The organism is Parabacteroides caecihominis (assembly GCF_023656785.1).
GTDB classification, from domain to species: Bacteria; Bacteroidota; Bacteroidia; order Bacteroidales; family Tannerellaceae; genus Parabacteroides; species Parabacteroides segnis.
In genome coordinates this window covers 234,154-247,334 of sequence record NZ_JAMOKS010000009.1, presented here as the reverse complement: position 1 = coordinate 247,334, position 13,181 = coordinate 234,154, and the positions used below count along the sequence as shown (strand labels likewise).

8 protein-coding genes are annotated in these 13,181 nt (G+C 44.6%); all 8 read right to left on the bottom strand.

The window, feature by feature from the left end:
• Positions 1–1,561 (bottom strand): fimbrillin family protein (locus NBH14_RS10015; RefSeq protein ID WP_250817379.1); only part of this gene is annotated, 1,561 nt, incomplete at its 3' end.
• 551 nt (positions 1,562–2,112) lie between these two features.
• Positions 2,113–3,687, bottom strand: coding sequence for a PD-(D/E)XK nuclease domain-containing ATP-binding protein (locus tag NBH14_RS10010; RefSeq protein WP_186959268.1), 1,575 nt, complete (start codon positions 3,685–3,687; stop codon positions 2,113–2,115).
• Positions 3,688–3,976: 289 nt separating this feature from the next.
• On the bottom strand, positions 3,977–4,741 hold the full coding sequence (locus NBH14_RS10005; RefSeq protein WP_186959269.1) for a DUF4469 domain-containing protein: 765 nt from the start codon (positions 4,739–4,741) through the stop codon (positions 3,977–3,979).
• A 68-nt stretch (positions 4,742–4,809) separates the two neighbouring features.
• Entirely contained in the window at positions 4,810–7,209 is a 2,400-nt protein-coding gene (locus NBH14_RS10000; protein WP_186959270.1) for a DUF4906 domain-containing protein, read from the bottom strand.
• Positions 7,210–7,391: 182 nt separating this feature from the next.
• A complete protein-coding gene (locus NBH14_RS09995) occupies positions 7,392–7,577 on the bottom strand; it encodes a hypothetical protein (protein ID WP_186959271.1) in 186 nt (61 codons plus the stop codon).
• Between the two features lie 53 nt (positions 7,578–7,630).
• Positions 7,631–10,129, bottom strand: a complete 2,499-nt coding sequence (locus tag NBH14_RS09990; RefSeq protein WP_186959272.1) for a DUF4906 domain-containing protein — start codon at positions 10,127–10,129, stop codon at positions 7,631–7,633.
• Positions 10,130–10,312: 183 nt separating this feature from the next.
• Positions 10,313–10,498 carry a hypothetical protein gene (locus tag NBH14_RS09985; RefSeq protein WP_186959273.1) on the bottom strand — a complete coding sequence of 62 codons (186 nt, stop codon included), beginning with the start codon at positions 10,496–10,498 and terminating at the stop codon, positions 10,313–10,315.
• 54 nt (positions 10,499–10,552) lie between these two features.
• Entirely contained in the window at positions 10,553–13,063 is a 2,511-nt protein-coding gene (locus NBH14_RS09980; protein WP_186959274.1) for a DUF4906 domain-containing protein, read from the bottom strand.
• Positions 13,064–13,181 lie beyond the last annotated feature (118 nt).

Below are 13,181 nucleotides of genomic sequence, written 5' to 3'. Positions count from 1 at the left end.
GGACTTCCAGCGAGATTTCTACCTCGTAGGCACTGCCGCTTTCACTGCCGCCAGTTCCAAACTTGACGGGAAGGTCTTTGAATGTCTTGTCGTTGGCCGGGTTGCCGTCCACATTCAGCACCAGGTCGAGCGTTAGCGTTGCTTCCGGTTGTACCAGGACGTAGCCAGGCAATGTCACGGTTCCGTTGGTGATCGGGAAACCACCAGTGCCGGGATCGGTATAAACGACTATTGGTCCGGCATTTCCTACAGGTTCTATCGCTTCCGAGCCGAGGTCAACAATGGCTGTCGAGGCAAGGCCGTTGATATGGACTGAGCGGATACGGAAACTGTCGGTTGTTCCTTTCAGTTTCAGTGTAAAGTTCAGTTGCGAAAGCAGGTGGCGGTATGTGAGCGGTGTCTTTACGGCATCGAACTGTTCGGCTATCGAGCCGTTTTGTTCTACCGAAAGCATCAGGTCTTCCTGTCCGGTCAGGGTATATTCCACTTTGCCGTTGTTGAGTGGGGCTGCCGGGTAATAGCCACGCAAGTAAACGGACGAACCGTCGACCGGATAATAGCGTTCGGGGGACAGGATAATTTCGTTATCGGTTGCTTCGCCCTCCCAACTGTCGGAATATTGACCGGCTGTGTTTCCGGCTGCAATGTTGACGGGGGTGCCGTCGAAAGCATCGACGGTGGCACGGGTGCGGATACCTGTATATAAATGTATAGCGACTTTGGCGATTTCCTCCGGGATGGTGATGGCAAGATCGAGAGTGTCGGTGTCTGCTTCGGTTGCCCGATAGAGCTGTGACGAGACGTCTTCACTGTAGGTTTGCTTTTTTCCGTCCGTACCCTGCCAGGATAATGTCAGCAGATGGGTGTCGCTTGATGTACCGGGGTCGACGTCTTCCGGCCAGGCAACACCGAGGATACCGGCTGTTGTGCTGCAAACCTTTTGTGCATCGGGAGTCGGGAGAAGCATGCCGAGAGTCGCAGAAGATGTTATTTCTTCTGTTGCCAGGTTTACAGCCTTGGCAATGCCCTGCAAGGTAGCATTCAGCGAGCCGGAGATCTGTCTGCCGGGGGCCGTCACCGTGAGACGCAGTATCTTGCGGATATCTTCGGGTTTAAGGGTCAGCTCATTCGTCTTTCCTTCGGCAAGGGATATGCTTGAACGGCTGGCTACATAGACAGGTGTATCCAGCGCAGGCATTATTGTTGATCCTTCGGGGACACGAACTGTTGCGGTAGCCGTGGCAAAGCCGTTGGTACCGTCTATCGTGACCGCTTCCGGATTGTCGGTTGTGAGCAGGGCGTCATACTGTCCGGCAGGCAGCCATTTGTCGAGTTTGCCTGTCGCATTTGCTGCATCGAACCGGCTTTCGAGCGGTTCCGTCAGTCCATCGCCAAAGATGCGGAGAGCCAGTACCTGCGCGCCGGGGTTTTCGACCGTGACGATGAGTTGTCCCTCCCCTTCATGTTCGGGTTCAGGCTTGTCGTCATCATGACAGGCGGCCAACAAAACGAAGGCGGCAGCCAGCAGGAACGGTTTAGCAACTAAGTTATTCAGTCTCATATTTTTTGTTTATAAATTATTCGTAGACACACGAAAAGCGGCACGACATCCTCCGGGGATGCCGTGTAACGATCGGTGCATCTGTTTTATTTATCGTTTACAACAGATGCGATTGATAAAGAGGAAAGAAATAATGGGCCAATTTGCTAATGTGCCAATATGCCAATGGAAATAGCAATAGGTTCAAAATTTTTCAGGTTTGATTGTTGCATCGTCGGTAAGGGCGGTTCGCGAACCGCCCTTACGGTGTCAATGTAAGCCTGTAAGGCTTTAACAAACCAGCCCAGGGTTCTAACCCTGGGTTTATGAAAACTCGCTCCTCCCTTTCCGCCCTGTAAGGGCGGGACAAGCTAAATATCAACCCTTTCCGTCTTGTCGCACCCCTACAGGGTGCCTCAGAAAGAGAAGGACTCAAGGGAACCCAGGGTTAGAACCCTGGGCTAGTTTGTTACAGGCCTACAGCCTGAAGGCACCGTCACTAATTGGTTCATCCTATAATTAGCAGATAGCTCAATTATTTCTATATTTTCACCTGCCGCGAACCCCGCCTGTCAACAGAAAACGGCTTTCCAATCACCGATGTTGCGGTCTTCTTTGTTGAAGTCGGCGCCTACTTTGACTAACTGGCGGCCATCGACTGTGTAAGGGATCAGATAGCCTCTGTCGTCGATTTGACGGAGGGCTTCGTCTACCGAACCGCTTAGTTTAAATTCGAATACGTAGATGTAGTCGGTTGTTTTTACTACTGCATCCGCACGACCACGGGCACTGCGAACTTCGGCATCGACGTATTGGCCCAGCAGCTTGAAGACCAAATAGAAGATTATCTGATAATGACGCTCGGTCCGGTCGTTCAGTTCATAGGGAATGTCTGCAAAGAAAGCACGCAGCCGTTCCATAAACGCATCGACATCACCGGCACGCAACTCCTGGCTGAACTTACCGATATAAAACGGAGCATTCGCTTCCGATAAAGACGTATAATACGGTGTGATGAAATTTAACCATCCATATTCCACTTCGGCATTCGGATAGCCAAGACGGAAAAAGTTGAATTCTGGATCATAATCTTTAATCGTCAGGTATCCGCTCTGATAAATGATCGGCACCGGGTTATGGAAGTCTGCCCGGTAGTCGGTCAGTGCGGCTGCCGGCACTTCTATGCCGTCCAGCTGGCGCAGATCGTAGTCTGTCTTTTTCAGCATATCGACCAGCATCGTAGGGGTTCCCGTAGCAAACCAATAGCTGCTGAAACGTTTCTGTAGCAATGCATTCAATACACTGAAAGGGTTAAAGATACCTTCTGTCCGGAACTCCGAGAAATGATAGCCGTCGTAACGTTTCGTCAGTTCGTTTACCGTTTGTTCGTATGTCAGCTTGTTCATAGCGGCAAGTGTGGCCAACTCGGGTTGGAAATCGCGTTCGATCTCGGACTTTGTCATGCCGCAAACCGTTGCATAATCGGGAGCCATACTGATATCTATCAGTTGGTTCAGGTTACTGAAAATACCCAGTTGCGAGAACTTTGTCACTCCTGTAATAAATACAAAACGCAAGTAGCGGTCAGCATCTTTCAGGACGGTGTAAAAGCCTGTCAGCATTTCGCGGTAAACGTTGTGCAGGTCATCATTAAATAATGTACGTAGCAGAGGTTTATCGTATTCGTCGATCAGAACGACTACCTTCTCCCCTGTTTTCTCACAGGCTTGTCGGATGATTTGCATGAAACGGCCTTCGTAATTAGTTGACTCCTTCTTTTTCGTGATTTCATACTTATCTTCCCAAGCGACCAGGTGATCATCCAATACTTGTTCCAAGCTCTCTTTCGTTTCATAGAATTTCGCATTCAAGCTCAGATGAAGCACCGGATAAACTTTCCATTCCTTTTCCAACTGCTCGATAGCCAGTCCTTTGAACAGGTCTTTTCGTCCGAGGAAATAGGCTTCCAGGGTAGAAAGCAGCAGACTTTTGCCAAAACGGCGCGGGCGGCTCATGAAATAAGGCTTACCAGTTGTCGCCATCTGATAGACCAACGCTGTTTTATCTACATATAGAAATCCATCTTCCCTCAAAGAGGTAAAATCCTGTATCCCTACCGGGAGTTTTCTGATCGGCATTGTTTCCATATTTCCGTTGTTTTTAAGCACGAACACAAAGATAAGAATAATATGCTAATGTAGCATATACCAATGGATATAGTAAATAGTTTGAGATTTGTCAAAAATTGGCACATTGGCATATTAGCAAATTGGCATATTATTCTTTTCTCTTTATCAATCTCATCATGTCAAAGAACGCTGTTTGCTATTTTTATTAGGGCATCTAATAAACGCTAAGCAGACACCCTAATAAGCGTTAAGCAGGAGGTCTAATAAGCACTAAGTAGACGCTTTATTAAGCACTTATTAGACCGGGTTATTCAATTTCAGGCCGGTCAGCACCACCTTCTGAAGGAGTGCCGACCGTCAGAATGTTTTTGTATTCAAGAGTTCTAGGCTCTTTCAACAATTGCTGTCCCATGCTGAATTGTGTGACGATACGCAAGGTGTATTTTCCGTCTTCCAAATCCGGAACCCTGACCAGTAGCAGGCTGGGATCGTTTTTCGTTAATTTGCGGGTAACCTTTATAGGGGCTTTTCCATCCTCGGGAACAAAGAAAATGCCTACTCCTTCGGCTTCACCTGCCACTTTGATGCGGTTTCCTTCGATGTAAATATCATCGTTGGGGGTAATTGTACCATCGGTCAGGTCGGTCAACGTATCTGTCACCAGACTGATGTAAGCTGTCTTTTGTTTCGGACCGAGAGATTCGACGGCTACCAACGCTAACTCTTTGCGTGCAAAACTGGTTAAGACCATATCGATCATCAGTTTGTGGATTTTGGCATCAAACGCAGCATCGTTGCTCGCAAAAGGACCGACGATACGGGGAAGAAGCTGATAATAATGGTTTATTACGCTTTGACCGCTCTTCAAACAGTCAAAAACGATCCGGTCGCGTTGTGTAAAAACATACACCAGAGTATCGTGTTTTATTTCCGAACCTTCGTCTATGATTTGTTGTGCAATATCTTCGTTACGCATCGTATCCCGGATATTCACTTCTGCTATACAATCGTTCTGATCGTCTTTGGTCAACTGATTGTCTTTTAAAAAATACTGCCACTTGAACTTTGCCATCGTGTTGAAAATTTAATTGTTAATACTAGTTGTGCCCTAAAGGGCGCTATGTTGTTTTATTTATTTTGCTATTCCCGTTCCTGGATGCAACGGAGAGTGATCGCCTCCCGAAGATGACCGGAGTAATTAAGTATACCTGAAGTAGAATTATTTTTTATATCGAGATATCGTCCGGCTTGCTTATTGTTCCCATCTGATCCTCCTGAATTAACATCATCCCGACACCATAAAAGAGTCACTTCTCCTATTCTTACAAATGACGTGGTTCCATTCCAATATCCTGTAAATCGGATATAGGTAGTTCTACCTTTATCGGTATTTTCAAAATAAAGAACCGCACCACCATCAGTAACCAGAGTAGATGCGTTTTTTAGATTCAAGGCTACTGAGTTATTTACACCTGGTGTGCTCTGAAATAAAGACTGATAATCTGTTATTTTTGTTATACGCCAACTTGCCGGGCAAGGATCATGCACTGTTTTCGAGGCATCTCCTCCCCAGGCAGTCTTGAGGTTGTTAAGATCATTCCATAAATATGCGTTATTGGGTTTATAAAGTGTTGTCGGATTCTGATATGCAGTTTGATGAGTAACTGTTCCTGCCGTATATATCAGCAATGGACAAAAAGTAAAGCCATCCGGAGCGTATAAATTCAACAATCCCTTCGTTGGTTTCGTCTGATTAGAAGATATATAAGTAATGTTATCATCTGAAGTATAACTACTTGGAAATAAATCTTTTCTTCCCCATTCATAGTGAAAGCCATGTGTTTTGGATTTTTCCAAAGGATTGGGAGGTACTTCTGTATAACCAGCCATTGCTCCGAGATTTCGATCCATCATCGGTAGCTGATCATTATCACTATTCAAATTATATGTAAATTTCAATTTTCGTTTCTTAGGTTCATCTACAGATTCATTGCCTGTTGCATCCGGAGCGTAATCGGTTACCCAGACATGCCAACTCCAAAGAATCTTGCCTTTCCCATCTACATCATCATAGGCGGCAATCAAACCGCTACCTCCTGTTGTATTCGGAGCAACACGGCAGTAGATGCGGGCATCATCAAAACTATTTCCATTTTCAAGATCGACAATATTGGTATGGTCGGTTGGAGAGTTTATTACTCCAAGTACCGGGTCACCCACATCGCCGTTCTCTTTGGTTTGCCACAAGACTTTTACGGATTGAATCCTGGAATCCTTACACCATCCCTGTAACAGATCATTTGGAATTTCATTTCCATTTTGTGAATATATATAAGGGTTAAAGCAGAAAGCACCACCGGGAGCCACCATAAAGCAGTTGGCTGTCGGCAGGAGATTCTCGTTTTTCTGTGATGCCGGAATCGGGTCGATGATCGTTACACGACGATCGTCGACCGGTAATCCTTTGTGCTTGAAAGAAATTGTATATTCATAATCTGTATTGCCATACAAATTAAAATCGGTATAGGCCGGACCACCAAGATAAAGACGGTAGTTGAGTTTCTTTTTTATATCAGTCTTATGACCTGCAATGAAGCTGGCATAACTGCTACCCGTAGGAGCATTGGCTTTAATGCGGTATAGAGCACTGTTGGACTCATTGTTTGTACCACGTACATTGGCCGGAATCCAGCGGGTATATTTTTTAGAGGCTATCTCTTCTTTTGTTAATTCTATGGTAGTGTACTGATCCAATAAAGAAGGATAAGTATAATTTTCCTTTTCATCGGGTTTCGAGATTACATTATAATTAAGAGGGATGCTTTCCAGCAGGATTTGATTCAAACTGTAATCTGTGTCCTCTGGATACTCCCAATGTAGCGTAAGACGGGTTGCCAGACGTTTGAGCAGGATACGAACGTCTTCTCCGGCAAGACTGCTTATGATTCCATTCGCACCTTTGCCTGTTATGTTTACATGTTTCAGATGGAGGACATAGGGCATTGTATTCATGTTTTCATCCTTGATGGATTCGATAACGGAGGCATCGACCGTTACTTCCTGAGCTTTGGAAAGGGTGGTTGTACCTAAAGATTTGGAACTACCTTGTCCCCAGGCTACAAAGACAAGCTGGCAATCGCTGGCTTCTGATAAATTGACTTTGAGTTTGCAACCTATGGCTTGATCATCCAGCGGGCCATTACCGTTAATGTAGTTTCCATCCTTATCATATTGCCTGATCTCCAGTTTATAAAGGGTAGTCGGTTTTGCCGCTGTTGCACGGGTTGCAACTGTCGGTGTCAATTCCGCATTGAAGGCTCCTTTCTTTAGAGAAAGTGCCTTAGTGGATGATGCGGATAGATCATAGCCATCCACTTCGTCGGCAATACCGATGTTGAGTGTTACCTCTACCGTCTTTCCATCCGATGGATTGACTACCGGATTGTCGATTTGTTCTTCGCAACCTGTGTTTAATACTGCTAGTGTCAAGAGTGCCATTATTACTCCTTTCGTTTCTAATTTTTGTCCTATACCTGCCATCCTTTTATCATTAATTTACTACATCAAAAGCGCCTTTTTAACAGTTTGTCAGAATCTCTTTCTTTTATAAGAAAGAGAGTTGGGACTGACGCTTTCTGTGTAATCGCTGTTTTTCAACGCATTACACACGAAGTAAATCAATGAACTTTTACGCCCTAAAGGATAGCGTTATTTCAATATTATCAAATTGTAGCAAAATAGTACCCCGAAACCTTGCCCCGGTCGTTAAAAGTTGCTACTTTAGCCGCCAATAACACTAGATTATCAAGCAATTTGACACCTCTCTCTTTCTTATAAAAGAAAGAGAGTTTCGCTTTTTTCTCTTCCCATTGAGATTCATATTGTTGTTCCAAGTTGTTATATTCCATTTTTACCGTTTTTTTAGACTCTCTCTTTCCTTTTTTTACGCACATTAACAATGTTATTGTTGAATACACCGGACAGGCCAGCCATATCCTATGGTATAACGTATTACTCTCATTGCATGGGGTTTCATTCCTGAGCCAAACATAAAGTTTCCACTCGCATTGTTTGCAAACCAGATATGTGCATATAATGGAGCATTCAATTGGGCAGTTGTATAAACACGTTCTGCGGATACAGGAAACCAAACTGTGTTATGTATCGTTTTTTCAATCAGCTTGTTCTCTCCTAAATAGAAAAGTCTTCCGCCTTTGGGATTTTTGTCCGGGCTGGTTCCAGGAGCTTTATCAATCAATTCGTCTGTAAGAAAGTAAGATGAATAATTAAACTCATTAGTACCTGAGATGATATACTCGGCATCATTACCTGAACCACTAATGCTACCTCCTGTCTGGAATCCGTCAAAAATAGATCCGGAAAAATTACTAGATCCTCCGGTTCCGTCAAACAAGGGTACGCGCCAGCCGGTAGGACAAGGATCGTCTATTGTCTTCTTTCCGCTATTATCCCAACTGTTAGGATTTGAACCTATTCCTCCTTCACCATATATAAAATGAAGCGGGTGTTGAATGGAATATTCATATTTGTTGGAGACTTCAGCAGGGTTAGTATTCGTTACTCCCAATGTAACTCCATCTCCATCGTAAATAACATCCACTTCATTGGTCGTTCCGTCAGCCGAAATGAAAAAAGGATCTTTGCGGGCTCCCTGATATAGGAATCCCTGGGTTTCGACATTGTCGCGGACAGTGTAGTTCTCTCCTTTATAAATGGCGGGATATCCTCCGGCTACTGCACCCAGGTCGCGATCCATCATCACACAATTAGCATATTTCTGACCTTCATTGAAAAGTGCGGAACGATATTTATGTACCGTGCCATTCTTGGTTTTCGCTTGTGCTTCTTCATACTCGCTGTAACTATTTATACGGACGGGTACATAATTGCTTATCCATAAATGCCAGCTCCAAACAACTGTCGAACCACTATAGGCAGCTATTACTGCGTTACCACCGTTGGTAACAGGTACTTTTACGTGAACCAGGGCAGTCGATGGATTATCGAGGTTCTCGTAATTAACCAGATTTTTGTGATTATCGTTTGATGCTACATATCCCATTACAAGGTCACCACTGGTTCCGGCATCTTTGGTCTGCCAAAGGACTTTTACAGAAGTGATGGTCTTGCCGGAAGCTATTGCTCCGCCGCTAGTCAGATAGGTGTTCCAGCCATCTGTTCCGGCTTCGTGTTTGTAGGGATTAAAACAAATGTTCGTACCCGGAAGCATCATGAAACAGTTGGAGGTCGTTTGCTGGTTAGTGCTTATAACCGGTGTCTGGTCGAGCAACTGGATGCGTGGGTCGTTGGCATAATCGGCCTTATTGATATTGACTGTCCAATGGTAGTTGGTATTTTCCAGCAGATTGAAATCGTCGGTTTCGTTGCCGCCCAAATAGACACGGTAGTAGAGGCGTTCTTTCTTTTCGCTGTTGTCTACCACAAACTCGGCATAAGTGGCTGCCGGGTTGGCGTTCGTCTTATTACGGTAATAAGGGGAGTTGGAATAGGAAGATATGCCGCGGGCATTGGCGGGAATCCAAACGGTTTGCGTCCGGGTTGTCCCATTTTCTATATTTGTTCCTGTCAGGCGATAGACATCGACGAACTCGGCAACGGAAGTCGGATAGACATTCCCCCATTTGTCGGTCTTCTCTGTTTGGGGAACAAGACGGTAATGGGCCGGGACCTGGCAGAGTTTGACTTCTTTCAGGATATAGCCATTGTCAGTCATATCCTTGGAAAAAGACCAGTCTAACTGCACTTTTACAGCCAGACGTTTGAGTAGCAGACGGACGTCTTTTCCTGCCGGACTTTGGATTTTACCATCGGAAGTGATGTTGACATTTTCCAAATAGAGATAGTAGGGCATATTGGCCAGGTCGTTACCGGTAGCATCAGTCGAAATTCCTTTGATCTTACTGGTTTCAGCTTTCACTTTCAAATCCTGCACGGCGGATAAAGTTTTACCGGTAAGTGAACCAAAATCAGCGGAGGCTCCACGGGCGACAAGCAGTAGTTTACTTCCTGTATCCGGAGTTAACTTGACAGTAGTAGTAGTACCCAAAGCTGCACCAATCGTTTGTTCAGAGAGTGTGTTACTTTTTACACTTCCCCCCGATACATATTGGATAATATCGAGGTTATACAATTTATCCGGTATATTGCCAGCTGCTTTGGTGCGCATATCGGCAACAGATGCGATTTCAAAGGCTGACCGATTACAACTACCTGCCTTGCTGGTCGGCGAAGCGGTTGCTCCTGCCCCATCTTCTTCGTCGGCAATGCCGAGATCGAGCGTTACTGCCACCGTCTTTCCTTCCGACGGATTCACCGCCGGAGGGTCGATTTGCTCTTCGCAACCTGTGCTTATTAATACCAGTGATAAGAGTGTCATAATTACTCCTTTCGTTTCTAATTTGTGTCCTATACTTGCCATCCTTTTATCATTAATTTACTACATCAAAAGCGCCGTTTTAACAGTTTGTCAGAATCTCTTTCTTTTATAAGAAAGAGAGTTGGGACTGACGCTTTCTGTGTAATCGCTGTTTTTCAACGTATTACATAGCAAAGTAAATCAATGAACTTTTACGCCCTAAAGGATAGCGTTATTTCAATATTATCAAATTGTAGCAAAATAGTACCCCGAAACCTTGCCCCGGTCGTTAAAAGTTGCTACTTTAGCCGCCATTATCGCTCGATTATCAAGCAATTTGACAGCTCTCTCTTTCTTATAAAAGAAAGAGATTTTTGCTTTTTTCTCTTTCCATTGAGATTCATATTGTTGTTCCAACTTGTTATATTCCATTTTTACCGTTTTTTTTAGACTCTCTCTTTCCTTTTTTTACGCACATTAACAATGTTATTGTTGAATACACCGGACAGGCCAACCAAAAGCGGAATTAGTAATAATATTCACTTCTACCATTGTTGGTTTAAATCCTTGGTAATAACGTTCGTCATCGGCTCCCCACATATGACCATATTTTCCGGCAAAACTTAACTTTCCGTTATTTATGCAATGGCGTTCGGCATTTGCAGGTATCCATACGGAATTATAGATTGTCTTGGTTTCTATAGCAGCATCCCCTATCAGAAATAAACGTCCTCCTTTCGGATTATTATTGTCCGGAACGGAAGTATAACTGCCATACCAGTTATTATAGTAATAAAGAAACTTGCTGTAATTTGCGTTTACATTATATACGAAAGTTCCGCTTGACGTCTTTCCGAAATTGGTAAAGATGGAATTTGCCTGAATATTGTCATTTGATAGCGATCTGTCATTGGCAAATATATTAGGGACTTTCCATCCTTTCGGACAAGGATCGTAAATTGTCTTTTTTCCGGGAGCCATGTTTCCGTCAGCATTCCAGAATTTAGTCCTGTTGCTTTCCGTATTCCATACTCCGTTGCTATAAGTATAAAAGGTAGACGGATTAGCGATAGCAGTATTCATGGATGCTTGTGTGTGTGTATTTTTTATTCCTGTGGAAAAGCCATTTCCATCATAGATAATGTCCGTTTCCTTATTGGTCCCGTCAGCTGAAGGGAAAAACGGGTCTTTACGTCCCCATTGATAGAGAAGTCCAAAGGTGTTGACAGCATCCATGACCGTAAAGTCCTCACCTATGGTAATACCAGGGAAGCCGCCTTTGCGTGCTCCCAAGTCGCGATCCATCATTACGTTGGCTGCATATACGCCTCCTTCCTGAAATAAGGGGGAATCATATTTATGTACTGTTCCATTAGAAGAAGATGTCTGAGCTGCCGCATATTCCGAAAAACTGTTAATGCGTGTCGGCACATAGTCTGTGATCCAAAGGTGCCAGCTCCAAACGACTGTTTCACCGCTATAAGCGGCTATCACTGCGTTACCACCGTTGGTAACAGGTACTTTTACATGGATAAGGGCATCTTTTATCTTGTCACCGTCGGTCAGATTGACCAGATTCTGATGGTTGGTGTTGTCTACAATATATCCCATCACCAAGTCGCCGCTGGTTCCGGCATCTTTTGTTTGCCAGAACACTTCTACCCTGTCGATTGTTTTGTTTGGCTGAATGGTTATTCCATTGGTCGTCAATTGCGTATTCCAACCATCTGTTCCGGCTTCGTGTTCATAAGGGTTGAAACAGATATTTGTACCTGGTTTCATCATGAAGCAGTTAGCGGTTGGTTGTTCATTGGTACTTATAACCGGTGTCTGGTCGAGCAACTGGATGCGTGGGTCGTTGGCATAATCGGCCTTATTGATATTGACAGTCCAATGGTAGTTGGTATTTTCCAGCAGGTTGAAATCGTCGGTTTCGTTACCGCCCAGATAGACACGGTAGTAGAGACGTTCTTTCTTTTCGCTGTTGTCTACCACAAATTCGGCATAAGTGGCTGCCGGGTTGGCATTTGTCTTATTCCGGTAATAAGGGGAATTGGAATAGGAAGATATGCCGCGGGCATTGGCGGGAATCCAAACGGTTTGCGTGCCGTTGGCGTCTGTAAGTTCTGTTCCTGTCAGGCGATAGGCATCGACGAACTCAGCAATGGAGCTCGGATAGACTTCGCCCCATTTGTCGGTAGATTCTGTTTGTGGAATCAGCCTGTAATGGGCCGGGACCTGGCAGAGTTTGACTTCTTTCAGCGTGTATTTGTCAGCAGTCATCTTTTCGTCTAATATCCAGTCTAACCGAACTTTCACGGCCAGACGTTTGAGTAACAGGCGGACATCTTTGCCTTGGGGGCTTTGGATTTTATATCGACCATCTTCATAAATGATATTGACATCTTCCAGCAGGAGATAATAGGGCATATCAGCTAAAGTAGCACCGGTAGCATCAGTTGCTATCTTATTGATATTGCTGGTCTTTGCTTCTACTATTATATCAGTAACCGACCGTACTGCGTCAAGGGTTCCTTTACCGGAAAGACCGCTAAAGTAGTTACTGCTACCACGAGCGATCAGAAGTAATTTGCAATTGCTTGCTGTTTGCAGGCTTGCTGTGAAAGTGGTTCCAGTGGTTGCAGTTAGATTCTGATTTTTGAGTTTACTACCGGTGGAACTATATTGTATGATTTCCAGGTTGTAAAATTGATCGGGGATATCTGTCCCAGATTTGGTCCGTACATCAGACACAGGAACGACCTCCAAAGCCGAACCGCTGTTGCTGCCTGCCTTGCTGGTCGGCGAATCGTTTGCTCCTGCCCCATCTTCTTCGTTGGCAATACCGAGATTGAGCGTTACTTCCACCGTCTCTCCTTCCGACGGATTCACCGCCGAAGGGTCGATTTTGTCTTCGCAACCTGTGCTTATTAATACCAGTGATAAGAGTGCCATAATAACTCCTTTCGTTTCTAATTTATGTCCTATACCTGCCATCCTTTTATCATTAATTTACTACATCAAAAGCGCCGTTTTAACAGTTTGTCAGAATCTCTTTCTTTTATAAGAAAGAGAGTTGGGACTGACGCTATCTGTGTAATCGCTGTTTTTCAAC